This is a genomic window from Pseudomonas sivasensis (genome assembly GCF_013778505.1).
Taxonomy (GTDB): domain Bacteria; phylum Pseudomonadota; class Gammaproteobacteria; order Pseudomonadales; family Pseudomonadaceae; genus Aquipseudomonas; species Aquipseudomonas sivasensis.
Window position 1 is genome coordinate 78,875 of the sequence record NZ_JAAOWU010000019.1, and the last position, 26,277, is coordinate 105,151.

At 60.4% G+C, this 26,277-nt stretch carries 27 protein-coding genes, 4 tRNA genes and 1 riboswitch; of the genes, 11 read left to right on the forward strand and 20 right to left on the reverse strand.

The genetic code is table 11. The features are described from left to right. Window positions 1-492 precede the first annotated feature (492 nt). The 10 genes from G9Q84_RS24590 to uvrB all read right to left on the reverse strand — a co-directional run bounded on the left by G9Q84_RS24590 (window position 493) and on the right by uvrB (window position 7,912). Entirely contained in the window at window positions 493-1,452 is a 960-nt protein-coding gene (locus G9Q84_RS24590) for a tRNA dihydrouridine synthase (RefSeq protein ID WP_032888297.1), read from the reverse strand. Between the two features lie 55 nt (window positions 1,453-1,507). Then, complete coding sequence (locus G9Q84_RS24595; RefSeq protein WP_032888298.1) at window positions 1,508-1,942, reverse strand: acyl-CoA thioesterase; 435 nt, start codon at window positions 1,940-1,942, stop codon at window positions 1,508-1,510. A 41-nt stretch (window positions 1,943-1,983) separates the two neighbouring features. Continuing rightward, complete coding sequence (locus G9Q84_RS24600; RefSeq protein WP_032888301.1) at window positions 1,984-2,817, reverse strand: alpha/beta hydrolase; 834 nt, start codon at window positions 2,815-2,817, stop codon at window positions 1,984-1,986. Window positions 2,818-2,833: 16 nt separating this feature from the next. Next, window positions 2,834-3,373, reverse strand: a complete 540-nt coding sequence (locus G9Q84_RS24605) for a TetR/AcrR family transcriptional regulator (protein ID WP_032888304.1) — start codon at window positions 3,371-3,373, stop codon at window positions 2,834-2,836. 183 nt (window positions 3,374-3,556) lie between these two features. Further along, window positions 3,557-3,632, reverse strand: a tRNA-Glu gene (locus G9Q84_RS24610). A gap of 78 nt (window positions 3,633-3,710) precedes the next feature. Continuing rightward, window positions 3,711-3,786: transfer RNA gene (locus tag G9Q84_RS24615), tRNA-Ala, on the reverse strand. Window positions 3,787-3,836: 50 nt separating this feature from the next. Continuing rightward, window positions 3,837-3,912, reverse strand: a tRNA-Glu gene (locus G9Q84_RS24620). A gap of 78 nt (window positions 3,913-3,990) precedes the next feature. After that, window positions 3,991-4,066, reverse strand: a tRNA-Ala gene (locus tag G9Q84_RS24625). A 147-nt stretch (window positions 4,067-4,213) separates the two neighbouring features. Beyond that, entirely contained in the window at window positions 4,214-5,695 is a 1,482-nt protein-coding gene (gltX, locus tag G9Q84_RS24630; RefSeq protein ID WP_032885844.1) for a glutamate--tRNA ligase, read from the reverse strand. A 201-nt stretch (window positions 5,696-5,896) separates the two neighbouring features. Beyond that, window positions 5,897-7,912 (reverse strand): excinuclease ABC subunit UvrB, encoded by a 2,016-nt coding sequence (uvrB, locus tag G9Q84_RS24635; RefSeq protein ID WP_032885845.1) that lies wholly within the window; start codon window positions 7,910-7,912, stop codon window positions 5,897-5,899. A 343-nt stretch (window positions 7,913-8,255) separates the two neighbouring features. On the opposite strand from uvrB, the gene G9Q84_RS24640 reads away from it, so the two are divergent. Together G9Q84_RS24640 and G9Q84_RS24645 are read left to right on the forward strand one after the other, a co-directional pair. Further along, entirely contained in the window at window positions 8,256-9,452 is a 1,197-nt protein-coding gene (locus tag G9Q84_RS24640) for an amino acid aminotransferase (RefSeq protein WP_181644221.1), read from the forward strand. Window positions 9,453-9,550: 98 nt separating this feature from the next. Continuing rightward, entirely contained in the window at window positions 9,551-9,760 is a 210-nt protein-coding gene (locus G9Q84_RS24645; RefSeq protein WP_016970937.1) for a hypothetical protein, read from the forward strand. Between the two features lie 44 nt (window positions 9,761-9,804). Here the strand turns inward: G9Q84_RS24645 and ptrR are convergent, their stop codons facing one another. Further along, window positions 9,805-10,677, reverse strand: a complete 873-nt coding sequence (gene ptrR, locus G9Q84_RS24650) for a putrescine utilization regulator PtrR (RefSeq protein ID WP_181644222.1) — start codon at window positions 10,675-10,677, stop codon at window positions 9,805-9,807. A gap of 105 nt (window positions 10,678-10,782) precedes the next feature. On the opposite strand from ptrR, the gene G9Q84_RS24655 reads away from it, so the two are divergent. The 4 genes from G9Q84_RS24655 to G9Q84_RS24670 all read left to right on the forward strand — a co-directional run bounded on the left by G9Q84_RS24655 (window position 10,783) and on the right by G9Q84_RS24670 (window position 15,511). Further along, window positions 10,783-12,165 carry an aldehyde dehydrogenase family protein gene (locus G9Q84_RS24655; RefSeq protein ID WP_122752908.1) on the forward strand — a complete coding sequence of 461 codons (1,383 nt, stop codon included), beginning with the start codon at window positions 10,783-10,785 and terminating at the stop codon, window positions 12,163-12,165. A 252-nt stretch (window positions 12,166-12,417) separates the two neighbouring features. After that, window positions 12,418-12,611, forward strand: a riboswitch (cobalamin riboswitch). A 115-nt stretch (window positions 12,612-12,726) separates the two neighbouring features. Then, window positions 12,727-13,737, forward strand: coding sequence for an ABC transporter substrate-binding protein (locus G9Q84_RS24660; RefSeq protein ID WP_032885849.1), 1,011 nt, complete (start codon window positions 12,727-12,729; stop codon window positions 13,735-13,737). After that, window positions 13,734-14,750: a FecCD family ABC transporter permease gene (locus tag G9Q84_RS24665; RefSeq protein WP_185160213.1), complete on the forward strand. Its 1,017-nt coding sequence runs from the start codon at window positions 13,734-13,736 to the stop codon at window positions 14,748-14,750. Before G9Q84_RS24660 ends, G9Q84_RS24665 begins: the two co-directional genes overlap by 4 nt. Further along, window positions 14,747-15,511 (forward strand): ABC transporter ATP-binding protein, encoded by a 765-nt coding sequence (locus G9Q84_RS24670; protein ID WP_181644223.1) that lies wholly within the window; start codon window positions 14,747-14,749, stop codon window positions 15,509-15,511. The genes G9Q84_RS24665 and G9Q84_RS24670 overlap by 4 nt, the downstream gene beginning before the upstream one ends. 528 nt (window positions 15,512-16,039) lie before the next feature. Here the strand turns inward: G9Q84_RS24670 and G9Q84_RS24675 are convergent. The 3 genes from G9Q84_RS24675 to G9Q84_RS24685 form a co-directional block, all read right to left on the reverse strand. Further along, window positions 16,040-16,528: a GNAT family N-acetyltransferase gene (locus G9Q84_RS24675; protein ID WP_099603115.1), complete on the reverse strand. Its 489-nt coding sequence runs from the start codon at window positions 16,526-16,528 to the stop codon at window positions 16,040-16,042. Further along, window positions 16,525-16,944, reverse strand: coding sequence for a GNAT family N-acetyltransferase (locus tag G9Q84_RS24680; protein ID WP_338104110.1), 420 nt, complete (start codon window positions 16,942-16,944; stop codon window positions 16,525-16,527). Before G9Q84_RS24680 ends, G9Q84_RS24675 begins: the two co-directional genes overlap by 4 nt. 167 nt (window positions 16,945-17,111) lie before the next feature. Next, on the reverse strand, window positions 17,112-17,993 hold the full coding sequence (locus G9Q84_RS24685) for a LysR family transcriptional regulator (RefSeq protein ID WP_032885855.1): 882 nt from the start codon (window positions 17,991-17,993) through the stop codon (window positions 17,112-17,114). A gap of 100 nt (window positions 17,994-18,093) precedes the next feature. On the opposite strand from G9Q84_RS24685, the gene G9Q84_RS24690 reads away from it, so the two are divergent. Next, window positions 18,094-19,146, forward strand: a complete 1,053-nt coding sequence (locus G9Q84_RS24690) for an alkene reductase (protein WP_181644224.1) — start codon at window positions 18,094-18,096, stop codon at window positions 19,144-19,146. An 88-nt stretch (window positions 19,147-19,234) separates the two neighbouring features. Here the strand turns inward: G9Q84_RS24690 and G9Q84_RS24695 are convergent, their stop codons facing one another. The 4 genes from G9Q84_RS24695 to G9Q84_RS24710 all read right to left on the reverse strand — a co-directional run bounded on the left by G9Q84_RS24695 (window position 19,235) and on the right by G9Q84_RS24710 (window position 21,564). After that, a complete protein-coding gene (locus G9Q84_RS24695; RefSeq protein ID WP_181644225.1) occupies window positions 19,235-20,155 on the reverse strand; it encodes an alpha/beta hydrolase fold domain-containing protein in 921 nt (306 codons plus the stop codon). Then, on the reverse strand, window positions 20,155-20,595 hold the full coding sequence (gene tspO / locus G9Q84_RS24700; protein ID WP_032885858.1) for a tryptophan-rich sensory protein TspO: 441 nt from the start codon (window positions 20,593-20,595) through the stop codon (window positions 20,155-20,157). The genes G9Q84_RS24695 and tspO overlap by 1 nt, the downstream gene beginning before the upstream one ends. Window positions 20,596-20,699: 104 nt before the next feature. Continuing rightward, window positions 20,700-21,263, reverse strand: a complete 564-nt coding sequence (locus G9Q84_RS24705) for a nucleotidyltransferase family protein (RefSeq protein ID WP_181644226.1) — start codon at window positions 21,261-21,263, stop codon at window positions 20,700-20,702. A gap of 67 nt (window positions 21,264-21,330) precedes the next feature. After that, window positions 21,331-21,564: a hypothetical protein gene (locus tag G9Q84_RS24710; protein WP_032885861.1), complete on the reverse strand. Its 234-nt coding sequence runs from the start codon at window positions 21,562-21,564 to the stop codon at window positions 21,331-21,333. Between the two features lie 223 nt (window positions 21,565-21,787). Between G9Q84_RS24710 and G9Q84_RS29560 the strand changes: the two genes are divergently transcribed. The 4 genes from G9Q84_RS29560 to G9Q84_RS24725 all read left to right on the forward strand — a co-directional run bounded on the left by G9Q84_RS29560 (window position 21,788) and on the right by G9Q84_RS24725 (window position 24,342). After that, complete coding sequence (locus G9Q84_RS29560) at window positions 21,788-21,913, forward strand: hypothetical protein (protein WP_274603011.1); 126 nt, start codon at window positions 21,788-21,790, stop codon at window positions 21,911-21,913. A gap of 72 nt (window positions 21,914-21,985) precedes the next feature. Continuing rightward, on the forward strand, window positions 21,986-22,924 hold the full coding sequence (locus tag G9Q84_RS24715; RefSeq protein WP_181644237.1) for a hypothetical protein: 939 nt from the start codon (window positions 21,986-21,988) through the stop codon (window positions 22,922-22,924). Window positions 22,925-23,005: 81 nt separating this feature from the next. Further along, complete coding sequence (locus G9Q84_RS24720; protein WP_181644227.1) at window positions 23,006-23,701, forward strand: DUF1963 domain-containing protein; 696 nt, start codon at window positions 23,006-23,008, stop codon at window positions 23,699-23,701. A gap of 17 nt (window positions 23,702-23,718) precedes the next feature. Further along, complete coding sequence (locus G9Q84_RS24725; RefSeq protein ID WP_181644228.1) at window positions 23,719-24,342, forward strand: SMI1/KNR4 family protein; 624 nt, start codon at window positions 23,719-23,721, stop codon at window positions 24,340-24,342. 8 nt (window positions 24,343-24,350) lie between these two features. Here the strand turns inward: G9Q84_RS24725 and G9Q84_RS24730 are convergent, their stop codons facing one another. Together G9Q84_RS24730 and G9Q84_RS24735 are read right to left on the reverse strand one after the other, a co-directional pair. Further along, complete coding sequence (locus G9Q84_RS24730; RefSeq protein ID WP_181644229.1) at window positions 24,351-24,911, reverse strand: hypothetical protein; 561 nt, start codon at window positions 24,909-24,911, stop codon at window positions 24,351-24,353. A 619-nt stretch (window positions 24,912-25,530) separates the two neighbouring features. Further along, on the reverse strand, window positions 25,531-26,259 hold the full coding sequence (locus G9Q84_RS24735; protein ID WP_099603109.1) for a hypothetical protein: 729 nt from the start codon (window positions 26,257-26,259) through the stop codon (window positions 25,531-25,533). Window positions 26,260-26,277 lie beyond the last annotated feature (18 nt).

The following is a 26,277-nucleotide window of genomic DNA, read 5'->3' on the forward strand; positions in this document are numbered from 1 at the left end:
TCCCCCCAACACCTTACCAATCCCACTGAAAACACTGCCGACTTTGTCAAAGACTTTTCCGAAAAAGCTGCCAATCTTGGAAAAAAAACTCTGCTTCTTCGGGGCTGGCTTACAAGGCCTGCAAAGCTTTGGCGGGGCTGGCTTGCAGGGTACACAGTATGTTGGCGGGGGCGGGTTATAACACCCAAACCGGATGCCGCAACCAGGGCCTGAGGCACGGATGGGCAACGTCGCACTGGAACCGCAGTTAGGGGAGTAAACGGAATTAACGCCATAGGTACGGCTCACAACTGGATCACGCATAAGAATTTTAGTCCTATATTTATCCGAGTTAAGACGGCAGATAGCAGCAATACAGAAGACCAGTATTTTTTACGCACTAACTACCTGACGCCCAACCCTTACGTGGCCATCCCCCCAAAAAAGTTCCTTGATCAATGCCAACCGCTCACGTTGAATTTGTCATACAGCCCGAACGACTTACATCAACATTTAAAGCACGTCAGGATGACTCATACCCAATAGACAACTTACCTGCCGCACATCCGTCTCGCGACGAAGGGCGGTAAACAGTTCCACCGCCTGCGGGTAATTACGCGTTAACATCGCCAACCATTGTTTCAATCGCCCAGGCGCCTGTTTTTCAGTCAGTTGCGCTACCGACTGGGTCCAGAACTCGCGGAGCATGGGCTGCATCTCTGCCCACGTCATTTCGACCACTTCCTCGCCTGCGCGTGCTGCTGCAATCTGCCGCGCCAGGTCAGGGCGCGCCACCAGGCCACGGCCAAGCATGATGTCCTCTACGCCGCTGATCTCCCGACAGCGGCGCCAGTCTTCGACGCTCCAGATATCGCCATTAGCGAACACCGGCACCTTGACCACGTCCTGGACTCGCGGGATCCACTCCCAATGAGCCGGCGGCTTGTAACCATCGGCCTTGGTACGCGCATGCACCACGATATGCGCCGCACCGCCTTCGGCCAGGGCCGTGGCGCACACCAGCGCGCCATCCGGGCTATCGAAGCCCAGGCGCATCTTGGCAGTCACCGGGATATGGGCAGGCACCGCACGCCGCACGTGTTCAACGATCTGGTTGAGCAACTCCGGTTCCTTGAGCAGCACGGCACCGCCTCGGGACTTGTTGACGGTCTTGGCCGGGCAGCCAAAGTTCAGATCGATCACTTGCGAACCCAGCTCACAGGCCAGTGCGGCATTCTCCGCAAGGCACACAGGATCGGAACCGAGCAATTGCACGCGCAAGGGCACGCCCGCAGCGGTGTGGGCACCGTGCAGCAGCTCTGGAGCAAGTTTGTGGAAGTACGCCGGGGTCAGCAGGCGGTCGTTGACGCGGATAAACTCGGTCACGCACCAGTCAATACCGCCCACACGGGTCAACACGTCCCGCAGGATGTTGTCGACCAACCCTTCCATGGGCGCCAAAGCAATTTGCATGGAAAACACTCAACAAAAATCGTGGCGCAGTTTACTGGGTTTCCTACGGCAACCGTTAACCCCCTGTCAGGGCGGGGCCATAGCCATCGAGAAACTCGCTCGGCATGCGCTTGGGCTTGCCCGTGGACAATTCGATGCAGACGAAGGTGGTTTGCGCGCGCAGAAGGGTTGCACCGTCACGCGGGCGGACCAGTTGAAAGCGGCGGGTCATCTTCAGACGCTGGTCCCAATCGACGATCCAGGTGGCCAGTTGCAGCTCGTCGCCTTCGTAGCCTGCCGCCAGGTAATCGATCTCATGGCGCACCACCGCCATGGCGCGGTCCAGACGGCGATACTCGGTCAGGTCCAGCCCCAAACGCTGGGAATGACGCCAGGCACAGCGCTCCAGCCAGGATACGTACACCGCATTATTTGCGTGCCCAAGGCCGTCGATATCCTCGGGGGCGACCTGCAGGTCAATGATAAACGGCGTTGCCAAATCCCAGCCCATGCCTTGCTCCCAGTCGATTAATGGCGGCGGGAGGCAGTGTATCAGGCGCTTTGCCGCGCCTGTAGACGGCAACCCGCCAACAGCGCCAGCACGCCATCGATCACTCGCGGATCGGCCAGTACTTTCTGGTGGCCGCCTTGTTCAAGGCGCAGCAGGCGGCTGTCGAACCAGGCTTCGTGAATGGCTTGGGAGGCGTTGACGGGGACAAAGGTATCGTCTTCAGCGTGCACGATCAGCCCGGGAATATTCATTTGATAGTGGGCCACATCCAAATGCTTGAGTGGCATTCCGAATGTTTGCTCCACCTCCTGAATAAACACCGAACGCGCCTTCGCTGGCAAACCGACCATTTGGGTAAAACCACGCAGTACATCCAGGAAACGCGACGGTGCAGCGATACTGACCAACGCCTGGGTACGCAACCCCAACTGCACCGCCAACATTGCACTGGCGCCCCCCATGGAATGGCCGACCACTGCATGCAGGGGCGGCAACTCGGCCGCCGCCTCCAGCATGGCGCGAGCAAACAGCAGCACATGAGCCTCACGCCCCGGTGAGCGGCCATGGGCAGGCCCGTCCAGAGCAATCACGGAGTAGCCATTGTCGACTAAGGCGGTGATCAGACTGGCAAACTGGGTTGGCCGGCCTTCCCAGCCGTGCATCAACAAAACTGCCGGACCCTGCCCCCAGCGCAGGGCCGACAAGCCAAAGCGCAAGGTGATGCGCTCCGATTGCGCCAGCAGCGGTAACTCCCAGTCACGGGGCGGCAGGTCGCGGGGCGTCATGAAGGCTCGACGCATCTTGTTGGCCACCGTGTGCGGCGCCAGGTACCCCAGCGTGCCGTTGAAACGACGAATCCAGGTTAACGCGCCCATTTCGCGAGCCCTCTTCCTATCGCACAGCCGACTTGGCAGCGCGCAACACTCGGTCCGACAGCTCACCCGGCCCCAAGGCGCGGGCCAAGGCCAGACCACCGATCATTAATGCCATATCGGCTAAGGCCTTGTCGGTGTCTTCAGGGCTTGCGGCAAGCTGAGCAGCCATCAACTCGACATGCTCGCTCAGCGCGTCGCGAAAGGCGTCCGGCAGGCGAGCCATCTCCCCTACAGTCGCTGGAATCGGGCAGGCCTGCGCGGTGGAGTCGCGATGCTTGCGCGAGAGGTAAAACGCCGCAACCAACCCCCTGCGTTCTTCTCCGGTCAACTGCGCGTCCATATCATCGATGGAGGCGCGACGCCTTGCCAGCAGCTGCGTAAAGGCCTCCAGCATCAACGCATCCTTGCTTTCAAAGTGCGCGTAGAAGCCGCCGACGGTCAGCCCCGCCGCGCCCATGACTTCACCGACACTCGGCTCGGCCGGGCCGCGCTGGATCAACGCGGCGCTGGCGGCCTGCAGAATGCGTTCGCGGGTTTGCGCTTTTTTATCGTTCATCAAAGCCTCCGACTCTCATGGGTTGAATATTATTACCATAATAATATTTAGCAAGCGACAGTCATGACCACTGGTCAGAACAGGAAGAAAGGAGATGATGAGAGAAGTGGTCAAACGCCAGACAAACAAAAGGGCCATTCAATAATTGAATGACCCTTAAAAATCCCGCAGAGCGGGTAATCGTGGCGTCCCCTAGGGGACTCGAACCCCTGTTACCGCCGTGAAAGGGCGGTGTCCTAGGCCACTAGACGAAGGGGACACAAACCTTCTATACAACTGACCGAGCTGAGATCGGTCGATTCAAGGACGGTGTGGCCGGAACCTTGAACCTGTAAATTGGTGGAGCTAAACGGGATCGAACCGTTGACCTCTTGCATGCCATGCAAGCGCTCTCCCAGCTGAGCTATAGCCCCAGATTTTTCGCCTCGCGGCGCAGCAGACCTTTCGAGCTGCTTGTTGAAAATGGCGTCCCCTAGGGGACTCGAACCCCTGTTACCGCCGTGAAAGGGCGGTGTCCTAGGCCACTAGACGAAGGGGACAAAACCTTCTGTACAACCGATCAGAGCTGAGACCTGATCTATTCAAGGACGGTGTGGCCAGACCTTGAATCTGTAAATTGGTGGAGCTAAACGGGATCGAACCGTTGACCTCTTGCATGCCATGCAAGCGCTCTCCCAGCTGAGCTATAGCCCCTCATCGGTGAGGACGGGGCGAATCTTAATGGCGGCTTGGAAGTGTGTCAAATTTATTTTCAACATTTTCCAAATTTTTTTGCCGGGATAACAATCACTTACCGACGAAACCCCGGAAAACCGGGGTTTCGTCACTGCAACGGCCTGCTTAGGCGATAGCGCCCAGCAGCTTTTCCCACTCTTTGTTTTCTTTCTTCGAGACACCACCAAGCAAATCAAGGGCTTGGCGCAGACGGAAACGGGTGAGGTCCGGACCGAGAATTTCCATCGCATCGAGCACCGACACCGAACTGGCCTGCCCGGTAATCGCAGCAAACATCAGCGGCATTGCATCACGCAACTTCAGTTCCAGGGATTCAACCACCGCCTGAATCGTCGCAGTGATTGCATCCTTCTCCCACTGACGCAGGCTCTCCAGCTTCCACAGGATCAACTGCATCAACTGACGAACCTGGTCGCCAGAGAGCTTCTTGGACTCGAACAGCTTGGCATCCGGGTTAACGCCCCCGGCAAAGAAGAAACTGGCCAATGGTGCAACCTGGCTGAACGTTTCCACCCTGCCCTGCACCAGCGGCGCGATCTTCATCATGTACTCGGGGTTCAACGCCCACTGCTGCACGCGGCTGGCAAACTCTTCCACCGGCAGATCGCGCAACCACTGGCCGTTGAGCCAGGACAGTTTCTCGACATCGAAAATCGGACCGCCCAGGGACACGCGTGACAGGTCGAAGTTGTCGACCATTTCCTGCAACGAGAACTTCTCACGCTCGTCCGGCATCGACCAGCCCATACGGCCCAGGTAGTTGAGCATCGCTTCCGGCATGAAGCCCATGCGCTCGTAGAAGGTCACCGAAGTCGGGTTCTTGCGCTTGGACAGCTTGCTCTTGTCCGGGTTACGCAGCAGCGGCATGTAGCACAGCTGCGGCTGTTCCCAACCGAAGTATTCGTAAAGCAGGATCAGTTTCGGCGCCGACGGCAGCCACTCTTCGCCACGCAGTACGTGGGTGATGCCCATCAGGTGGTCGTCGACCACATTGGCCAGGAAGTACGTCGGCAGGCCGTCGGTCTTCATCAGCACTTGCATGTCCATGCGATCCCATGGGATCTCGACGTCACCGCGCAGCATATCCGGCACCACGCACACGCCTTCGCTCGGCACTTTCATGCGGATAACGTGCGGTTCGCCAGCAGCCAGGCGCCGAGCCACTTCTTCCTTGGACAGCAGCAGCGCGCGGCCATCGTAGCGCGGGGTTTCGCCACGGGCCTGTTGCTCGGCGCGCATCTGGTCCAGTTCTTCGGCGGTGCAGAAGCACGGGAACGCATGGCCCATGTCGACCAGCTGCTGTGTGTATTGCTTGTAAATGTCGCTGCGCTCGCTTTGGCGATACGGGCCGTGCGGCCCGCCGACGTCCGGGCCTTCAGCCCAGGTAATGCCCAGCCAGCGCAGGGCATCGAAAATCTGCTGTTCAGACTCGCGAGTGGAGCGCAGTTGATCGGTGTCTTCGATCCGCAGGATGAATTCACCGCCGTGCTGCTTGGCAAAACAGTAGTTGAACAAGGCGATGTAGGCGGTGCCGACGTGGGGATCCCCAGTAGGCGATGGCGCAATGCGCGTGCGGACGGTGGTCATGGCGGGTCTCGAATGGGCGATAAAACTTAAAATTGAAACAAGGGGCGAATGGTAACAGCCTGGGTGATTTCTGGAAAACCGAGGCGTAGCCATCGAGGGCAAGTCGAATCGTCGCACCGCCCCTCCCACATTTGATGGTGTTCACAAGTCAAAGCGTGGGAGGAGGCTTGCACCCAATGAGGCCCGCTCAGCCACCGCAGATCAGACAGCCAGCAAGCGCTCGCGCAACTTGCCAATCTCATCCCGCGTCTGCGCCGCCGCCTCGAACTCCAGATCCCGCGCCAACTGGTACATCTTCTCTTCCAACTGGCGAATCCGCTTGGTGATCTCACTCGGCGAGCGCAGTTCGTTCTCGTACTTGGCGCTTTCCTCTGCGGCCTTGGCCATGCCCTTGCGCTTCTTGCTGCGCGAACCGGGCACGGTGGCGCCTTCCATGATGTCGGCGACGTCCTTGAACACGCCTTTGGGCGTGATGCCATTTTCCAGGTTGAACGCGATTTGCTTGTCGCGACGACGCTGAGTCTCGCCAATCGCCCGCTCCATAGAACCGGTGATGCGGTCCGCGTAGAGAATCGCCCTGCCATTAAGGTTTCGCGCCGCCCGCCCGATGGTCTGGATCAACGAGCGTTCGGAACGCAGAAAGCCCTCCTTGTCCGCATCGAGGATCGCCACCAGCGACACTTCCGGCATGTCCAAGCCTTCGCGCAGCAGGTTGATGCCTACCAACACATCAAAGGTACCCAGGCGCAGATCACGGATGATCTCAACGCGCTCCACGGTGTCGATATCCGAGTGCAGATAGCGCACCCGCACGCCGTGGTCGGCCAGATAGTCGGTCAAGTCTTCGGACATGCGCTTGGTCAGCGTGGTGACCAGCACCCGCTCTTCCAGAGCGACACGCTTATTGATCTCGGACAGCAGGTCATCGACCTGGGTCAGCGCCGGGCGGATTTCAATTTCCGGGTCCACCAGGCCGGTCGGACGCACCAGTTGCTCAATAACGCGGCCGGCATGCTCGGCCTCATAGTTACCCGGTGTGGCCGACACAAAAATAGTCTGCGGGCTAATAGCCTCCCACTCGTCGAAGCGCATCGGCCGGTTATCCAGTGCCGACGGCAGCCGGAAACCGTACTCCACCAACGTCTCTTTACGTGAGCGGTCGCCCTTATACATAGCGCCCACTTGCGGCACGCTGACATGGGATTCGTCGATCACCAGCAGCGCGTCATCGGGCAGGTAGTCATAGAGCGTCGGCGGCGGCGCGCCGGATTCGCGACCCGAGAGGTAGCGCGAGTAGTTTTCGATGCCGTTGCAGTAGCCCAGCTCCAGGATCATCTCCAAGTCAAACCGGGTGCGCTGCTCAAGACGCTGGGCTTCCACCAGTTTGTTATTGGCCCGCAGGTATTCCAGGCGCTCGGCCAACTCCACCTTGATGCCCTCGATGGCACCCATCAGGGTTTCACGCGGGGTCACGTAGTGACTTTTCGGATAGAAGGTGAAGCGCGGCAGCTTGCGGATGACCTCGCCGGTCAACGGGTCGAAGGCTGAGAGGCTCTCCACTTCATCGTCGAACAGCTCGATGCGGATCGCTTCCAGATCGGATTCGGCCGGGTAAATATCGATCACGTCGCCGCGCACGCGGAAGGTGGCGCGGGCAAAGTCCATGTCGTTGCGGGTGTACTGCAAACTCGTCAGGCGGCGCAACAACTCCCGCTGGTCGAGTTTGTCGCCACGGTCCACGTGCAGCACCATCTTCAAATACGCTTCCGGGCTGCCCAGGCCGTAGATACACGACACCGTGGTGACAATGATCGCGTCCTTGCGCTCCAGCAGCGCCTTGGTCGCCGACAGCCGCATCTGCTCGATATGGTCATTGATCGACGCATCCTTCTCGATAAAGGTGTCGGAAGACGGCACATAAGCTTCAGGCTGGTAGTAGTCGTAGTAGGAAACGAAGTATTCCACTGCGTTATTCGGGAAGAACGCCTTGAACTCGCCGTAGAGCTGCGCGGCCAGGGTCTTGTTTGGCGCCAGCACCAAGGTGGGCCGGTTGATCTGTGCGATCACGTTGGCAATGCTAAAAGTCTTGCCTGAACCGGTCACCCCGAGCAGCGTCTGGTGAGCCAGGCCGGCCTCGATGCCTTCGACCATCTGGCGAATGGCTTCTGGCTGATCGCCAGCGGGTTCAAAGCGGGTGACTAGTTGGAAATCCGACATAACGTACCTCTTGAAGTCACCCCGGACTGTAAACCCGTCGGGGAAGAAATAGACCACCACCCGCGAACTTTCAGAGCGAGCAGTAGGAAAAAACCATGATAGCCATAGAAGTGGTGGCGAATGTGACGGGTTTCAAGGCAATCGTCCTGCCTGCCATCTGGGATCGACGTTGCAATAAGACTAACGGTCAGCAAATAAACCGAAAAACTTGGCCGAAAAGCCGTTTCGGTTGTCGCCCTCAGCCGTGATGGCCTCTATACTAGCTCCCCGTTTGTGCACCGCTCTAGTGCATTCGGCTGGAGCGCGACACGTCCCTCCCTTCCCCCATAGAGCTGCCGCAAAAATGAGCCTGTTCTCCGCTGTCGAAATGGCACCACGCGATCCTATCCTGGGCCTCAACGAAGCATTCAACGCCGACACACGAACCACCAAGGTCAACCTTGGCGTAGGCGTTTACTGCAACGAGGAGGGGAAGATTCCACTCTTGCGTGCCGTTGCCGAAGCGGAAGCCATTCGTGTGGCGCAACACGCCGCCCGTGGCTACTTGCCGATCGACGGTATCGCCGCCTATGACAAGGCCGTTCAAACCCTGCTGTTCGGGAACGACTCGCCACTGCTCGAAGCTGGTCGTGTCGTGACCGTCCAGGCCGTTGGTGGCACTGGCGCCCTGAAGATCGGCGCTGATTTCCTCAAGCAACTGCTGCCAGACGCCGTCGTCGCCATCAGCGACCCGAGCTGGGAAAACCACCGTGCACTGTTCGAAACCGCTGGTTTCCCGGTGCAGAACTACCGCTACTACGACGCCGCCACCCACGACGTGAACCGCGCCGGCTTGCTCGAAGACCTCAACGCCCTGCCGCCGCAGTCCATCGTGGTGCTGCACGCCTGCTGCCACAACCCGACCGGCGTCGACCTGAGCCCGGCCGACTGGCAAAACGTGCTGGACGTGATCAAGGCCAAGAACCTGGTGCCGTTCCTCGACATGGCCTACCAGGGCTTTGGCGATGGCATCCACGAAGACGCAGCCGCTGTGCGCCTGTTCGCGGAATCGGGCTTGACCTTCTTTGTCTCCAGCTCGTTCTCCAAGTCGTTCTCTCTGTACGGCGAACGTGTGGGCGCGCTGTCCATCGTCGGCGACTCCAAGGAAGAAAGCGCGCGCATCCTGTCCCAGGTCAAGCGTGTGATCCGCACCAACTACTCCAACCCGCCAACCCACGGCGCAGCAATCGTTGCCGCCGTGTTGAACAGCCCTGAACTGCGCGCCCAGTGGGAAGCCGAACTGGCCGAGATGCGCCTGCGCATCCGTGGCATGCGTGAGCAGATGGTTGCCGAACTGGCCAAGGCTGCGCCGGGCCACGACTTCAGCTTCGTCGGTCGCCAGCGTGGGATGTTCTCCTACTCCGGTCTGACCGTTGAGCAAGTCACCCGCCTGCGCAGCGAGTTTGGTATCTACGCGCTGGATACCGGGCGTATCTGTGTGGCGGCGTTGAACCAGTCGAACATTGCTGCGGTCACACAGGCAATCGTTCAGGTGCTGTAAACCTGCTAGCGTTGCACAGAAGGGGAAGCCATGGTTTCCCCTTTTTTGTGTCCAGCCCCTAGACTGAACCCTGACCGCCCCTTTGCTGTGAGAGCTCTATGAGAAACGACGACTTGGACCTGCGCGCCGACCGCGACGAACTGCACGACTACACCCCACGCGCGCCGCAGGCGAAGCGGCAGAAGAGTTTGGTGTTGCAGGTGGCCCTCGGTGTATTCCTTGGTGGTTTGGCGTTGTGGCTGGTGCAGTTGGGTGCGACAGCAATCATGGCGAAACTCGCCATGGGCACCTTCCAGTTCGGCGGCTGATAAAAAAACAGGTGGGACGGGACTTATCCCCTCCCACAGTGGATTCAGGCGGCTACCAGCCCGCGCTCTTCCAGCAACTTCACAAAGCTGTTCAAACTCTGCGAAACAGTCCCCCGCCGCCAGATCAACCAAGTGTTCAGCAAGCGAAAGCTGTCCATCAGCGGCCACACACTCACCGCAGCGAACCCGGGCATGCTTTCCAACATACTGCGCGGCATCAGCGCCAGCCCAGCACCGGCGCTGACGCAGGCGAGCATGCCGTGGTAGGACTCAATCTCGAAGATCTTGCCCGGCACCGCGCCATCCTGTGAGAACCAGCGTTCAAAGTGATGCCGGTACGAGCAGTTCGAGCGGAACGTATAGATGTTCTCGCCATTTACGTCCTGCCCCCGGCTGATCGGCGCATGGTGCAGTGGCGCGATCACCACCATCTCCTCCTCAAACACCGCCACGCCCTCCAGGGTCGAATGCAGCACCGGCCCGTCGACAAACGCGGCGGTCAGGCGCCCCGACAATACCCCCTCGATCATGGTGCCCGACGGCCCGGTGCTCAGGTCCAGTTCGACCTTGGTGTGCTTCTGGTTATACGCCGCCAGCAACGCCGGGATACGCACCGCCGCCGTGCTTTCCAGGGAGCCGAGGGCAAACGCCCCCTGAGGTTCTTCCCCCGCCACCGTCGCGCGGGCCTCTTGCACCAGATCGAGAATGCGCCGCGCGTAACCGAGGAAACTCCAACCTGCCGGCGACAGGCGCAGTCGGCTCTTCTCGCGGATAAACAGCTCCACGCCCAGATCCTGCTCCAGTTGCTTGATCCGCGTGGTCAAGTTTGACGGCACCCGATGAATCAACTGCGCGGCGGCGCTGATGCTGCCTTGTTCGGCGACGGCCTTGAAGATTTCCAGTTGCACGAGATCCAATTCATTCTCCATTCGTGAACGTATTGCTTAATATTATTCAGTTTCCAGAAAAGATCCAGCCCCGTACGCTGACCTCCATTCCCAACGTACACGCAGGACGGTGCCATGAACGCGAACACCCACGCCTTATCGATCAACCCCGCCAACGGCCAAACCGTCGGCAACTATCCCTACGAAACAACAGCGCAGCTGGATGCCGCCCTCGACCGCGCCACCAGCGCCTTCCGCACCTGGCGCCGCCAGCCGGTGAGCCAGCGCGCCGAGCTGCTGTTAGCCCTGGCCGCCGCCTTGCGCGAGCAAGCCGAAGCCATGGCGCAGATGATCACTCTGGAAATGGGCAAACCCATCGCCCAGGCACGTGCCGAAGTCGAAAAATGCGCGCAACTGAGTGAATGGTACGCAGCCCAAGGCCCGGCCATGCTCGCCCCGGAACCGACCCTGGTCGACAACGGCACCGCCCACATCGAATACCGCCCGCTGGGTCCGATTCTCGCCGTAATGCCGTGGAACTTCCCGGTATGGCAGGTACTGCGCGGCGCCGTGCCAACCATGCTCGCCGGCAACACTTACGTGCTCAAACACGCGCCGAATGTGATGGGCAGCGCCTACCTGATCCAACAAGCGTTCCGTAAAGCCGGCTTTGCTGAAGGCTTATTCGAAGTGATCAACGTCACCCCCGAGGGCGTGTCCAAAGCCATCGCGGACTCACGCATTGCCGCCGTGACCCTCACCGGCAGCGTGCGCGCCGGCATCGCTATCGGCTCCCAGGCCGGTGCCGCGTTGAAAAAATGCGTGCTGGAACTGGGCGGCTCCGACCCGTTCATCGTGCTCAACGACGCCGACCTCGACGCCGCCGTGCAAGCCGCGCTCATCGGCCGCTTCCAGAACAGTGGCCAAGTCTGCGCCGCCGCCAAGCGCCTGATCATCGAAGCCGGTGTTGTGGAAGCCTTCACGGCCAAGTTCGTCGAAGCCAGCCGTGCCCTGGTGATGGGCGATCCCACATCAGCTGCCACCTACATTGGCCCAATGGCCCGCTTCGACCTGCGCGACGAGCTGCACGGTCAGGTCCAGGCCACCCTGGAGGAAGGCGCGACCCTGTTGCTCGGCGGCCATAAAGTCACAGGCGACGGCAACTACTACGAGCCGACCGTACTCGCCAACGTCACCGACCAGATGACCTCGTTCAAACAGGAACTGTTCGGCCCCGTGGCCTCGATCATCACCGCCCGCGACGCCGACCACGCGGTGGCCCTGGCCAATGACAGCGAATTTGGCCTCACCGCGAGCATCTTCACCACTGACGCAGCGAAAGCACGGGATATCGCCAATCAGCTGGAAACCGGCGGGATCTTCGTCAACGCCTTCAGCGTCTCCGACCCACGGGTGGCGTTTGGCGGCGTGAAGAAAAGTGGATTCGGTCGCGAGCTGTCGCACTTCGGCGTTCGCGAGTTCTGCAATGCGCAGACGGTGTGGCTGGATCGAAAATAACCCCGGCTGCGCAGCGGGCCTTTCATGGCAGGCGGCCGTGTTGTGGTGAGCGATCTGATCGCGCATTTAGGCGGGATCAAGCAAAAAACGGATTGCGAAGCTACTGACGAACACACATTGGCCGCCTCCTTTTTGCGAGGCGCGAACGTCCTAGCGACTTTTTAACGATAGACCCCATCACTTGGCGCGACATCGAAGATCGCGCCACCGGCACGCAAACTGAAGCTCAGCCTCCCTCTGCGAGGCTGAATCAACTACCATAGCGCCGCCGGTTCCCCCATGGGACTAATAGGGAATTCGAAACGCCGCCCGCGGCGTCAATCGAAACTGCCCCCGCAACTGTAGGTGCCGAGCCTGCTCCTTAACGCCACTGGACCTCGTCCGGGAAGGCTGGAGCGTGGCGAAGACGCATCAGTCAGGAGACCTGCCGGCCCAGCACAATCACTAACCGGCGGGGTGTCCGGGAAGGACATCCTTGCCTGCCCGACCGGCAGCGTTCAAGGGCGTATTTCCGAGCCGTACTGCCCCTGCTTCACCTACGGTTCACACGGAGATCGCCCCATGCTGCCACGCGTTACTGCCCTGATCACCGGTCTGGGTTTCTGTGCCCTGGCTCAAGCGGCGCCCACTCACTACCCGCTGACGGTCCAAAACTGCGGCAGCGCCGTGACCTTCCCGCAAGCCCCCGCACGCAGCGTGACCATCGGCCAGGCCGCCACCGAAATGCTGTATGCCCTGGGCGTCGGCGACAAAGTGGTCGGCACCTCGCTGTGGTTCAACAGTGTGCTGCCCCAGTACCAGGCGCAGAACGACAAAATCGAACGCCTGGCCAACAACGAGCCAAGCTTTGAAGCCGTGATCGCCAAACGCCCGCAACTGGTGGCTGCCGAGCTGGAATGGGTGGTCGGCCCGCAAGGCGTGGTGGGCACCCGTGAGCAATTCCACGAATTGAAGATCCCCACCTACCTGCTGCCTTCCGACTGCGAAGGCAAGGACAATCTGGTGGGCGCCGACGGCACGCGGCTAGAGCCGTTCCGCATCGAGACCCTCTACAAGAGCATCAGCCAACTGGCCGAGATTTTCGACGTGCAAGCGCGCGGCCAACAGCTGAACGACGACCTCAAGGCGCGCCTGGCCAAGTCCGTTGCCACGGCGCAGAGTAAAGGCCTCAAGCAAGCCAGCGCGCTGGTGTGGTTCTCCAGTTCCGAGATAGCCAGCGACCCGTACGTGGCGGGCCACAAGGGCATCCCCGAATTCATGCTCGAAACCCTCGGCCTGCACAACGTGGTGCAGTCCGATGAAGAGTGGCCCGCTGTTGGCTGGGAAACCATCGCCAAGGCCAATCCGACGTTCCTGGTGATCGCCCGCATGGACCGTCGCCGCTACCCTGCCGACGACCATGAAAAGAAACTCGCCTTCCTGCGCAGCGACCCGGTCACGCGCAACATGGACGCCGTCAAACACAACCGCATCATCATCCTCGACGCCCTGGCGTTGCAGGCCAGCCTCCGCACGTTCGATGGCCTTGAACAGCTGGCCGGCGCCATCGACGGCTACGACCTGCGCAAATGAGTAAAAGCGTGATCCGCACCCTGCTCGCCCTGACCCTGCTTTCAGCCGCCCTACTCGCGGGCGTGGCCATCGGCGAAACGTCCATCGAGCCGCAGGTGGTGCTTCAAGTACTCGCCAATAAGCTGTGGAACGCCGGCTATCTGCTCGATCCAATCGACGAAGGCGTGGTGTGGAACTACCGCCTGACGCGCGCCCTGGTCGCTGCCGCGTGCGGGGGGGGGCTGGCCACCTGTGGGGTGATCTTGCAGTCGTTGCTGCGCAACCCGCTGGCCGATCCCTATCTGCTGGGTATCAGCGCCGGCGCCTCCACCGGCGCGGTGTTGGTGGCGCTGATGGGCGTGGGCGGCGGGTTGATTTCACTGTCGGCCGGCGCGTTTGTCGGGGCCATGGCGGCGTTTGCACTGGTGATCTTGCTCGCGCGGGCCAGCGGCTCTATGAGCGGTACCGGCCAGATCATCCTCGCGGGCATTGCCGGTTCGCAGATGTTCAATGCCCTGACCGCGTTTCTCATTACCAAGTCGGCCAGTTCCGAGCAGGCCCGCGGCATCATGTTCTGGCTGCTGGGCAACCTCAGCGGTGTGCGCTGGCCTTCGGTGTGGCTGGCGGTGCCGGTAGCGGTTGCCGGCTTGGCGGTGTGCTTATGGCATCGGCGTGCGCTGGATGCGTTTACCTTCGGCAGTGACTCGGCGGCGTCCCTCGGCATTCCGGTGCGCCGCGTGCAATTTGTGCTGGTGGGCTGCGCGGCGTTGGTGACGGCGGTGATGGTGTCGATTGTCGGCTCCATCGGCTTTGTCGGCCTGGTGATCCCCCATGCGGTGCGCCTGTTGCTGGGCACCGGGCACTCGCGGTTGCTGCCAGCCAGCGCCTTGGGCGGCGCGCTGTTTTTGATCGCGGCGGATGTGCTGTCGCGCACGTTGATCAAAGGCCAAGTGATTCCTGTGGGCGTGGTCACTGCCCTGGTCGGCGCGCCGGTGTTCGCGTTGATCCTGATCGGGCGGAGGAATGCACGATGAAAGTGCTCAGTTGTACGGGCCTGGGTTTCAAAGTGCGCGATGCCGAGTTGCTACGGGATATTCATCTTGAGGTGCAGTTGGGGGAAACCTTGGGGATTGTCGGCCCGAACGGCTCCGGTAAATCCACCTTGCTCAAACTGCTGGCGGGGTTGCGAACACCCGCCTCTGGTGAGGTACGGCTTGGGGGCACCCGTTTGGGCGACCTGTCCCGCCGCGCCATCGCGCAACAGCTGGCAGTGGTGGAGCAACAGGCCGACACCGACGACGCCATCCGCGTATTCGACGCCGTGGCGTTGGGGCGCACGCCATGGTTGTCGGCGCTGAGCCCGTGGTCACGCGAGGACGACGCCATCGTGTGCCAGGCCCTGCACGATGTGGACGCCACCCACCTGGGCCAACGCGCCTGGCGCAGCCTCTCCGGCGGCGAACGCCAACGTGTGCACATCGCCCGAGCCTTGGCGCAACGGCCACAGATTCTGCTGTTGGATGAGCCGACCAATCACCTGGATATTCAACATCAACTGGCAATCTTGAAGGGTGTGCAAGGGTTACCGGTGACGACGCTGATCGCGCTGCATGACCTTAATCAGGCCCTGACCTGTGATCGATTGGCGGTGCTCGATCACGGACAATTGGTGGCGCTGGGCACACCGCTGGACGTGCTGACACCGCAGCGGTTGCAGGAGACGTTCGGTGTGCAGGGGCATTACCTGACGGACCCGTTTGATGGAGCGCAGATACTGCGGTTGCGTTCCAACTGAGGCGCTCGGTGAGCACCGCAGATGGACGTTAAGTGACCGATGAGCCTTTTGTGGTGAGCGGGCTTGCCCCGCGCTGGGCTGCGAAGCGGCCCCAATAAGGCCACCGCAATTTCGCAGAAAAACCGCAGTGCCTGGTCTGGGGGCTGCTGCGCAGCCCAGCGCGGGGCAAGCCCGCTCACTACAGAAAGCACTTTCAGCACATCAAGCACTTCCTCCATAGCAAGTACTTTCACCACAGACAGCACTTCCACGCGGATGGGCGTTATGTGACCGATGAGCCTTTTGTGGTGAGCGGGCTTGCCCCGCGCTGGGCTGCGAAGCGGCCCCGATAAGGCCACCCCAATTTCTCAGAAAAACCGCAGTGCCTGGTTTGGGGGCTGCTGCGCAGCCCAGCGCGGGGCAAGCCCGCTCACTACAGAAAGCACTTTCACCAAAGGACACACGTTCAGCACAGGACGTACTTTCACCACAGGAAATACTTCCACCACAAGAAGCCCTCTGACCACGACGAGCGCGCTCACCGCAAACCTATAAACTCCGCTGCATATGCGTCGTCTGCCACACCGGGTCGGCCTCGACATCCACAATCTCAAACCCCTGCCGCCCCCAAAAATCAATCGCCCCAGGCAGGAATGGGTGGGTATGCAGATACACCACGTCCACGCCGTCCGCCCGCGCCCTGCCCTCCAACGCGCGGTATAACTCCCCCGCCAGACCGAAGCGGCGAAAGGCCGGAAGGACGAACAGGCGCACCACTTCCACAGTCTTGCGGCCTTGGTAATTCAATTGGGGGAAACGATCGTCGTAGGGCAAATAACCGATGGCGGCGATGATCTGGTGGTCCTGGCGAGCGATCAGGAAGTGCCCATCGCCGTGAAGGTAAGTGGCCTCGAATTGCGCCAGGTCGGCGGGCATGCTGGTATCGCTGAGCTTGGGGAACAGCTCGGCACGGGCTGCCAGGACGAAGGCCAGAACCTCTGGAATGTCGGCAACCGTGACCGTCTGGATATTGATCATTCACTCACTCGCTCGTACCGCAAATACCCGTTGGCTGCTGTTCCCACACACACGAACCCAGCCGCCTCATACATTAACCGGGCCGGGTTGTCCGCCCGCACGCACAAGCTCAACCGCGCATAACCGTCCTGCCCCGCCGCCGCCCGGTAGGCCTCCAGCAATGCACGCCCAATACCCTTGCGCCGATATGCCTCGCCGACGTTGATCGTGCACAACTCGGCAAGACCGTCCTCGGGCATCCACATCGAATAACCGGCGAACTGTCCGTCGAGCATGGCCACCGTCAATCGCTCAACGTTGTTGACCCAACGTGTGAGGTGCCGTTCCAACTGATCTTGCCAGGCCACTTCGTGTGCAGGCTCCCAACGCTGGATATATCCCCGCTCACCCCGGTAAACCGCGGGCAGGTCGGTGATCCTGGCCGGCCGTAGCGTCAGCTCGTTCACTCAAGCAACTTGCAGAATGAAGTGCCCTTCAGGGCTGCAGGCGGACAGGCAGGATGGGGCTGAGCGCTTGAGGCCGGGTTGAAGAAGCTCATGTACATCCCTTCGTTTGAGTGGGAGGCGAAAGGTTACCCGGCCAGTCATGCATCCTCCAGCTTGTCGCGCAAAAACTCGATAAACCGCTGGGTCTTCGCGGGCAGCAGCCGCGTTTCGGTCAGGGCATAAACTGAAACCGACGAGCCATGCCAGTCGGGCAGTACTCTGCACAGTGTCCCGCTGACCACATCCTGCTCGGCAATGCCTTCGGGCAGCAGCGCAATCCCCAGGTTCAACGCGGCCAGGCGTCTGAGCATGCCCACGCTGTTGAGCTCAAACCGCCCGCTCACGTCGACGTCCACCTTCTCCGACCCCGACTCCAAGACCCATCGATGCGCCCTTGACCCGCGCATGCGCAAACATTCGTGATGCGCCAGATCTGCTGGCTGAGCTGGCAGTCCGGCGCGTTCCAGGTACTGGGGCGAGGCGTAAAACGCTCGCCGCATATTCGCGAGTTTGCGCGCGATCAGGTGGGAATTGGCGGGCTCGCCCATGCGAATGACCACGTCCACTGGATCGCTGATCAAGTCGACCTGGCGCGGCGTTAAGTCGAGTTCGAACGTGATGTCCGGATACAACCGGGAAAACTCGGCAATCAACGGCGCCAGGTAGACCATCGCGAAATCCACCGGCAACGAAGCGCGCAGCAGGCCGTTGGGTTGGGCGAGCATTTCGCCGAGTTGTTCATGGGCCAGCCGGGCCTCGTCGACGATGCGCTTGCACCGCTCAAAGTACAACTGACCCGCCTCAGTGGGCTCGATCTTGCGCGTAGTGCGGTGCAACAGCCGCAGGCCGATACCTTTTTCCAATTCGCTGATGCGCCGGGACAGCGTCGAGTTCGGCATGCCCAGGCTTTCGGCCGCGCGACTGAAACTGCGTGCCTTCACCACCTCGACAAACAGCGCCATATCGTTGAGAAATTCCACAGCATTATCCCATCAGTGGATTAGTCATTTCGTATTTCAGGCATTTATCCCGAAATCGGATTGATCAATCATAACCCCATCACTGATGAGGAACACCGCCATGAATGCTCTTTTCTCTCCCCTTTCCCTTGGTCGCTACACCCTCGCCAACCGCCTGATCATGGCGCCGATGACACGCTCGCGCGCCAACGACGCCGGTGTGCCTTCCGACCTTGTGACCACTTACTACGCCCAACGCGCCACCGCCGGTTTGATTATCTCGGAAGGCGTATTTCCCGACGCGTCGGGCAAAGGCTACGTCCGCACTCCAGGTATCGAAACCGCCGAACACGTGGCCGCCTGGAAATCTGTCACCCAAGCCGTGCACGCCCAGGGCGGGCACATCTTCATGCAACTGATGCATTGCGGGCGGGTCTCTCACCCTTCACTGCTGCCCGACGGCGCGCTGCCGCTGGCCCCTTCTGCGATCAAACCGGCGGGCCAGACCTGGACCGCGAACGGCCTGCAGGATTTCGTCACGCCCCATGCTTTGAGCGTCACGCAGATCGGTGGCGTGGTCGACAGCTACCGTCATGCCGCACGCCGGGCAATCGAGGCAGGCTTTGACGGGGTGGAGTTGCACGCCGCCTCCGGTTACCTGCCCGAGCAATTCCTCTCCAGCAGCAGCAACCAACGCGAAGATCAGTACGGTGGTTCGGTGGAAAACCGTAGCCGCTTCGTACTGGAAGTGCTCGCCGCAATGGTCGATGAAGTAGGCAGTGATCGCGTGGGCATCAAAATTTCCCCGGAGATGAACTTCAACGACATCAGCGATGCCAACCCGCAGGAAACCTTCACCTACCTGGTCAAGCAACTGCGCGAGCTGAAACTGGCCTACTTGCATGTGGCACTGTTCGGGGCGAGCTTCGACTATCACGCTGCGTTGCGAGAATTGTTCGAGGGCCTCTATCTGATCGGAGGCGGCCTTACACGGGACAGCGCCGACACCTTGATCGCCGAGGGCAAAGCCGATGCGGCGGTGTTCGGCGGCGCGTTCCTGGCCAATCCGGACCTGCCCGCGCGCTTTCTCAGTGATGCCGCTTTGAATGTGCCCGACAAAGACACCTTCTACACGCCAGGTGCCGAGGGTTACATCGACTACCCAGCACTCTGAAACGTAGAACCTTCAGTCACTTGTCTGATACGGGACGGTTGGTGAATAGGATCCAGTTGTGGTGAGCAGGGCTGCCCGACCAAAACACCTATTCACCACTGATCCTCGTCGAGATCCATCGTCGGCTATACGCCAACACCGCCTCGCCCATCGCCACCGGAAAATGGATAAATCCATGGGCCGACTCCGGCAGCAGATGGGCCTCTGCCTGTGGCCACCGTTCAGCGATTAACAGTGTGTCGTCTTTGAGCGGGTCCAACTCACCCACAAACATCAACGCCGGTGGCAGGCCGTCGAAGTCGCCATACAGCGGCGACAACGGCGCCTTTCTGCGCTCGTCATCGCTGAGACCTGGCGTCAGCATGCGCAGCGCATCGACCATTCCTGGTCCGTCTAGCAACAAGGTCTCCGGCCCGGCGTTGCGCACACTCGGCGTACCGGTCAAATCGTAAACACCGTAATACAGCACCGCGCCGCTCACACGCTGGAGCAACTCCGGCCATTGCTTGAGCGCCAACAACGTCGCCGCCGCAAGGTGCCCGCCGGCCGATTCGCCGACGACGATGACCGGCAGCTGTTTGAACTCATCCTCACAGAGCAACCAGCGCGCCGCCGCCAGGCAATCCTCCATCAGCCCTTCCACCGGCGTATCCACCGCCAGCCGGTAATCCACCGACACAACCGCCACGTCGCATGCGTTAACCATGCCGAGGTTAAGATCGTCGTCCATCTGCGCATTGCCAATCACCCAGCCGCCGCCGTGGATATCCAGCACCACGCCTTTAGGCTTGCCGACTGGCCGCAGGATGCGTACGGGGACGTTGTCGACGATCTTGCACTGCGCCGCTGGCGCCTTCTTGAGCGTTTGGCTGACGCGCAACAACCCCTGGATCAAACGCGGCGTCACGCGGTTACGGATCTTGAAGCGCGGCATCCAGGCGAGCTTTTGACTGAAGCGGCGCATCTGGGCCAAATCCGCCTCGCTGGCCGGCCAAGGTTGGTGGGCCATCAACGGTTATTCCGCAGGATCGAGAAATTCAACGCCGCCGCTACGCACAGCCACGCCAAATACGGGAACAGGATCAAGCCGGTGATCAAGTCCAGACGCACCGCCATCACCACCATTGTCGCCACCGTTACCCACAGCACCGCAATAATCACCATCCCCGCAAAGATGCGATGGGCGCCGAAGAACACCGGGGTCCACAACGTATTCAATGCGATCTGCGCAGCCCACAGCGCCAATACCATTTCGCTGCCTGGGATCAGTGTGAGGCGATAACCGGCCCAGGCCAGCAGCAGGTAGATAATCGTCCACGCGACCGGGAACAGCCAATTGGGCGGGGTGAAGCTGGGTTTGACGAGGGATTCATACCAGGCGCCAGGTTTGAAAAGGATGCCGGTGCTGGCCGCGGCGGCGCAGGCGAGCAGGAAGATGAAGAAGGTCATGGTCGGTCCTTGAGGTCGGTTGAAAGAAAACCACGCATAGCATCAGTGACTCAAACCGCCGCAGATAAATTCAATCAACCACACAAAAATGGACTGCACGGTGCTCAAACCGGCTCCACAATCCTCAGCCACGGCCACCGCACCTGATAACTCCTGGCTTTGCGCGCAAACAATTCCGGCTCCGGGTGCAGTGGGTTAATCCGAAGAATCCCCTGCTCCACATCCGCCAGCCCATAGGGCGCATACACCTCACCGGTGGCGATCTCCAACCCGATGCACGTCCCCGCCACCAGGTAACGGTCCACCCCCTGTTTAGCCGAGTGCAACTGCGGATATGGTCGGCCAAACCGCTGCCCATACCAGAGGTGAACCCGCGCCTGGTTCTTGACCTCAACATTCACGCCCAAATCCTGGAACAACTGCTCGGCCCTGCGAATCACAGCGTCCTCGGCCTCGTAGGACAAGTCGGTGTCGAAGTAGAAAACGTCGTAGTCCTTTACGCACTGCGCGGCAGGGAGATTGGACTGATGATTCCACACCGCCTGGAATAGACATCCCGCCGTGAGCATGCATTGCTCCACCCCGAGGTCGGGCAGACGCGCGGTGATTTCGGCGTTGATGGGGTTGGCCATGGCCAGGTTGAGCAAGGTGTCGACGGTCAATGTCATGGGATCCCTGAGTTAATCAGCCCTTTGGTGGAAGTCGACTGTACAACATCAGGGAGGGCGTTGAGGTTTACCCCTTCAACTCACTGGCCCGATGACTCGCCGCATCGTCATAAGCCACATACAGCGACTCAGCGATCTGGCTCTTGATGGCCTTGGAAGCCTCCAGACCCAACACAAACCCTTCCGCCTTACCGCCTGCGCGGTTGAGTTCTTCATGGGTGGACGCGCCGGTGATGGCGTCGAGTAGCTTGGTGGCATGCGGGCCGACGCCCTTGGGGAGGCTGATTTGGTCGATGGACATGAGGCGATACCTTGCGAGAGAGAGGTCGGTAGCGCGTGGAACCACTGCCGGGGGATGGCATGGTAGACCGATATGCCCTGCAAAGGGGTGTTTGCGAGTCAACCGGTTTAAAACTCAAGATGCCTTCATCATGGCATTTCATTGTCATGCAGCGCTCGGCACCGCATCACCGCGCGCCTGAGCAGGCATCGTGTGAGGACTCAAGGGCGAAGACGCACGGCAAATGCGCGACACGATAGGTGTGGTGCGTTACACCCACGCTAACGACACACCGAACCCAGCGTTCACCCTTGAATATCACCGCTACCTGGCATTCCGGGCGGGGAAACGCGTGGCGTTCTCGGCTTAAGGTATTCTCCATGGCGTTAATGCCGACCTCGGCCGCCAATCGCTGCCCCTCAAGGCGCTTCAGGAGATTTGCATATTGATTGGGCATCGCTTCGAGCGCACCGCGCAGGGTGACTTGCACATCCACTCGCGCAACGGGGTGCAAAGCGCATTGGTACTGCTGACAGGCGCAATGGCGTTCACCCTGCCACTGGCCTTCGTCGTGTTTTGGCTCACCGATAGCAGCTCGCAGTGGGCGGACATGGACCCGCTGACCTCGCTGCTGATCGTGCTCGGCCTGCTGCTCATTCCTGCCCTTGGCCTGCTGCTGATGGTGTACACCGGCATCCGCGAGAGCTTGTTGTTGTCGCGGGCTAACGGCGAAGGCAAGCGCCGCACTCGAAACTTTTTCGGTGGCCGCGAGCGTGTGCAGTCAACCTTCAGCATCGATAAAGTCCACCACCTCGAACTGCGCCGCCGTCCACAGGCAGAGCCGGCCAACACCCAGTTGTGGCTAGTGATGCGCGACGGCACCGAGCAGCGCTTGACCACCGACAACGTGCCCGTGATACCGGGGAGCACACGCACCGATATGTGGCTGCGAGAACTGGCTGACTATCTGAACGTGGCCGTGCCCACTGAGGTGCACGTTGGGTCGGCGGCCGCGGCGCCCTACAGGCCTGAGCCATCACCGGCGAAGGTGGCCCGGCGGCGCAAATCCGAGGGGCCGGCACCCGTGGCTGAGTCCACCGACAAACTCGGCAGGCCCGCACGCGCCCTGCTGTCCCTGCTGGGTGTTTTCCTGGCGGTGCTGGAGCTGACGCATGTGATCGCGTTGGTGCGCGCGCTGTTTACCGGGCGGCTGCGGGTCAGTGGCATTCGATCGGGTTCGACGAGCTTCTATTGGGCCGAGCAGCCGCTGGTGTTTTCATTCAATGTGCTGGTGGGTGTCGCCGAGGTGCTGATTATCGGCGTGATCGCCTGGGGGTGTTTGCGTACGGCGATTCTGGGGCGGCTGAAATCCAACTCGTGAAGGAGACCAATTGGGCACCGCGCCCGCGCACTGCTAATCTGCGGCCTTTGTGCCTGTAGCAAAAGGAAGGTTTACAGCGACATGGACATTCAACAAATCAAGCAACGCCTGGCCCGCCCCGCCGTGAAGTTCATGGCCGGTGGCTTTCGCCCTCTCGGCACCGATGAAGAAAGCTGGCTGGGGAATGTCTTCCTGTTCCGCCCGGATGAAGGCGTACCCACCAATCAGGCCGGACAACCCTTGCTGCCCTACGCGCAGTTTTACCTGCCCGCCCTGCCCTTCAACAGCCCGCTGCTGGCGGGGGTTCGTGTGCTGACGGTGTTTATCTCGGACCCGTTTCCTGAAGACTTTGAGCCGATGGGAAATAACTGGGTGATCCGCGAATATGGTCCCGATGACGTATTGGTGCGCAAGGCGCTGCCGGTACCGGGCACATTTCTCAAACCTTTCCCGTTGAAGGCAGAAGCGGTGCCGGAGGACTTCCCACTGTGGGATGGCGGCGGTGTCCCCGCGGACCTTGAGCAAGCCATTCTCACGCTGGAGCGCGCCGGCGAGATACAGAGCTATTACGACTTGATCACCCATACTTACGAACACAAGATCGGCGGTTACCCCTCGTTCTGCCAGTCGGGGGTGGATCCGGGTGAAGGTTTCGAGTTTGTGTTCCAGATTTCGTCGGACCCCAAGATCAACCTCAACGTGATCGACAGTGGCAGCCTGATGTTCTGGAAGCACAACCAAACCGGGGAATGGGCGCTCTATTATGATTTTTACTAAGGTGCTGGGAGCCCCGAATGACTGACTACCGTGGATTGATCTTCGACGACACCCGAGAAAGCGCATCCGACCACGCCCTCGCGCAATTGGAAGCCACTCTAGGCGCCCGCCTGCCGGACGATTACCGGCAGTTTCTCAAGACCTGCAACGGCGCCACCGTGGAATACGACGTGTTGGCGACCATGAGCAATGGCGATAAAGAGCTGCTGAGTTTCTTGCTGTATGGCCTGGACCCCAGCGACCAGTATGAATCCAACCCCTTTGAACTGGAGCAACTGCGCAAGCAACCTGGCTTCCCCGCGACAGGGTTATTGCCGATCGGCCGCGATGGCGGCGCCAGCGTGCTGTTACTTGACCTGCGCGAGGGGCGCCAGGATGTGGGGGCGATGGTCGCAGGTTTGCCTGCCTGGACGGGTCGTCGCCAGCAAGGCGATGAGTACGTGGTGCTGGCGGACTCGTTCAATGCCTACCTGGACTTGCTGCACGTGTCGCAGGAACGGATCGCGGAGCACATCAATCACTTCGTCATCAGCGACGACACCATTGACGCGACGCTGACGTGGCTGGATCAAAGCAGTCCCGGTTGGCGGGAGCGCTATCGGGACCTGTGGAATGCGCGGGTGGTGGACAGGCCTATTTGAAGCCGGTGTCAGGGCGTCGCGCATTGTGCTGGCTGGAGGAAGTCTTTCAGCGCTGCCTGATACAGCGTGAGTGGCTGGTCCCGGGTATCGAGCATGGCAAATGGAATCGCGGTGATATGTGAAAACGTCTGGGCACTGATTGAATAGGTTTTCTGCCTGCACACGCCGTGATTGCCATTGAGCATGAACTGAAACGTGAACAGTGTAGGCCGGGTACACCAGCTGGGAATCAAGCCAAGACTCAAGCCCGTCAGGTACTCCTGCGGACACGCGCCGCCCGATGAAAACTCCGAGATTTTTATGGCTAATACAGGGCGCGACGACGCGAGCGGTGCTGAGCTGATGTCTTGCGCCGCCGGGATTATTTCTTGTGTGGCCTGGTAGGCGCGCTTGCCGAAGCGGCTGTCCTTCCAGGGCGCGTCAACTTCATAAGTGAAGCTTGGGATGCTTTCGGTTTTGGCGGCGTCAACGCCGTCGTTGATGATTGGCCTGGACGCGTAGGTGGTGCATCCGGCGCCGGATATCGCCATGGTGAGAAGCATCAGACTGTTAACGAGTGCGCCACGCATCTTGGGTTTTCCCTGGCTATGAATTGGGCCGACTTCATCCAAGTCGGTCAGGAGGGTGAGCGGGCTCTCCTGTGATGTGCAGGCTTCTTGTAGTGAGCGGGCTTCTTGTGGTGAGCGGGCTTGCCCCGCGCTGGGCTGCGAAGCAGCCCCAATAAGGCCACCCCAATTTCTCAGAAAAACCGCAGTGCCTGGTTTTAGGGCTGCTTCGCAGCCCAGCGCGGGGCAAGCCCGCTCACCACAGAAAGCATACTCAACACAAAAAAACCCAAGCGACTCACGGTAAGCAGACTTTCCTGTGGTGAACAGGCTTCTGTGGTGAACAGGCTTCTGTGATGAGAGGGCTTCTTGTGGTGAGCGGGCTTGCCCCGCGCTGGGCTGCGAAGCGGCCCCAATAAGGTCACCCCAACTTCTCAGAAAAACCGCAGTGCCTGGTTTTAGGGCTGCTTCGCAGCCCAGCGCGGGGCAAGCCCGCTCACCACAGAGAGCCTACTCAACACACGAAGTTCGCTCACCACAGAGAGCCTACTCAACACACAAAGTTCGATCACCACAGAAAGCCCGTTTACCATGAGAGATCAGCGCACCAAAAAAGCACCTCACCAAAAAAACCCCAAGCGACTCACGCCTGCGCACTGAACCGCTGCGCCGCACGCCGCTCATACATCGCCGCTTCCGTCTGCTGAGTCGCCCGCTCACCCTTATAGGCCAACTGCGTCAAAAACTTCGCATCCCTGAACTCTGCAGGGACCATGCTATGCGTGTCTTTGAACAGCGGCGCCAAATCAAGGGAGCTGGCGAAGTTTTCCTGGGTCAGGCTGTAGTAACCCATGATGCTGCCGGACCAGGGCGAGCTGGCGTCTGTCATGTCGATGGCAGCATCTCGGTAGGCGACGGCTGCGGTTTTGAGACCCAGGGATTTGTTGAGCAGATCCGTGAGCCGCTGGGTGTCCGAGCTGTTGAGCTGGCCGGCGGTATTGAGCACTTTCAGACTGCCGTCAGCGTCGACGGTGAAGCCGTATTTTTTGCTGGCAAGGTCGGGGGCTGTAGTCGACAGAGTTGACTGGAAGGCCTGGAAAGAGGCTTTCAACGTGTTGTGCGCACCTTTGAAGATTTCGGCGAACCGAGGGTACTCCGGCGATTCAGAGCGACCCACCCAGACGTCGACGACCTCCAGTGGTTTCGACGTGGTGCTGGTGTCTTCACTGGGATGGTAGATGGCGGCTGGCGCGGCGTTTGCCAGGGCTTCCTTGGCGACATCCGTCAGCGGCTGGGGCGTAAGCGTCTGGTTGGAAGGCGCAAGGGTGACATTGGCCGGCGAGGGATAGGCGGAACTGACGGAGAGAGCCATTTAATCGGTCCATGATTG

What these genes read in the sequence shown, in the direction of transcription:
- G9Q84_RS24730 (WP_181644229.1), bottom strand. Translation starts at nt 24,911, where the DNA reads ATGCGTGGCGCACTCGTTAACAGTCTGATGCTTCTCACCATGGCGATA.
- G9Q84_RS24645 (WP_016970937.1), top strand. Translation starts at nt 9,551, where the DNA reads ATGAGAAACGACGACTTGGACCTGCGCGCCGACCGCGACGAACTGCAC.
- tspO (WP_032885858.1), bottom strand. Translation starts at nt 20,595, where the DNA reads ATGACCTTCTTCATCTTCCTGCTCGCCTGCGCCGCCGCGGCCAGCACC.
- gltX (WP_032885844.1), bottom strand. Translation starts at nt 5,695, where the DNA reads ATGACCACCGTCCGCACGCGCATTGCGCCATCGCCTACTGGGGATCCC.
- G9Q84_RS24600 (WP_032888301.1), bottom strand. Translation starts at nt 2,817, where the DNA reads ATGGGCGCGTTAACCTGGATTCGTCGTTTCAACGGCACGCTGGGGTAC.
- G9Q84_RS24705 (WP_181644226.1), bottom strand. Translation starts at nt 21,263, where the DNA reads ATGACATTGACCGTCGACACCTTGCTCAACCTGGCCATGGCCAACCCC.
- G9Q84_RS29560 (WP_274603011.1), top strand. Translation starts at nt 21,788, where the DNA reads ATGCGCGACACGATAGGTGTGGTGCGTTACACCCACGCTAACGACACA.
- G9Q84_RS24665 (WP_185160213.1), top strand. Translation starts at nt 13,734, where the DNA reads ATGAGTAAAAGCGTGATCCGCACCCTGCTCGCCCTGACCCTGCTTTCA.
- G9Q84_RS24695 (WP_181644225.1), bottom strand. Translation starts at nt 20,155, where the DNA reads ATGGCCCACCAACCTTGGCCGGCCAGCGAGGCGGATTTGGCCCAGATG.
- G9Q84_RS24605 (WP_032888304.1), bottom strand. Translation starts at nt 3,373, where the DNA reads ATGAACGATAAAAAAGCGCAAACCCGCGAACGCATTCTGCAGGCCGCC.
- uvrB (WP_032885845.1), bottom strand. Translation starts at nt 7,912, where the DNA reads ATGTCGGATTTCCAACTAGTCACCCGCTTTGAACCCGCTGGCGATCAG.
- G9Q84_RS24725 (WP_181644228.1), top strand. Translation starts at nt 23,719, where the DNA reads ATGACTGACTACCGTGGATTGATCTTCGACGACACCCGAGAAAGCGCA.
- G9Q84_RS24720 (WP_181644227.1), top strand. Translation starts at nt 23,006, where the DNA reads ATGGACATTCAACAAATCAAGCAACGCCTGGCCCGCCCCGCCGTGAAG.
- G9Q84_RS24690 (WP_181644224.1), top strand. Translation starts at nt 18,094, where the DNA reads ATGAATGCTCTTTTCTCTCCCCTTTCCCTTGGTCGCTACACCCTCGCC.
- G9Q84_RS24590 (WP_032888297.1), bottom strand. Translation starts at nt 1,452, where the DNA reads ATGCAAATTGCTTTGGCGCCCATGGAAGGGTTGGTCGACAACATCCTG.
- G9Q84_RS24660 (WP_032885849.1), top strand. Translation starts at nt 12,727, where the DNA reads ATGCTGCCACGCGTTACTGCCCTGATCACCGGTCTGGGTTTCTGTGCC.
- G9Q84_RS24595 (WP_032888298.1), bottom strand. Translation starts at nt 1,942, where the DNA reads ATGGGCTGGGATTTGGCAACGCCGTTTATCATTGACCTGCAGGTCGCC.
- G9Q84_RS24735 (WP_099603109.1), bottom strand. Translation starts at nt 26,259, where the DNA reads ATGGCTCTCTCCGTCAGTTCCGCCTATCCCTCGCCGGCCAATGTCACC.
- G9Q84_RS24640 (WP_181644221.1), top strand. Translation starts at nt 8,256, where the DNA reads ATGAGCCTGTTCTCCGCTGTCGAAATGGCACCACGCGATCCTATCCTG.
- G9Q84_RS24710 (WP_032885861.1), bottom strand. Translation starts at nt 21,564, where the DNA reads ATGTCCATCGACCAAATCAGCCTCCCCAAGGGCGTCGGCCCGCATGCC.
- G9Q84_RS24675 (WP_099603115.1), bottom strand. Translation starts at nt 16,528, where the DNA reads ATGATCAATATCCAGACGGTCACGGTTGCCGACATTCCAGAGGTTCTG.
- G9Q84_RS24655 (WP_122752908.1), top strand. Translation starts at nt 10,783, where the DNA reads ATGAACGCGAACACCCACGCCTTATCGATCAACCCCGCCAACGGCCAA.
- G9Q84_RS24670 (WP_181644223.1), top strand. Translation starts at nt 14,747, where the DNA reads ATGAAAGTGCTCAGTTGTACGGGCCTGGGTTTCAAAGTGCGCGATGCC.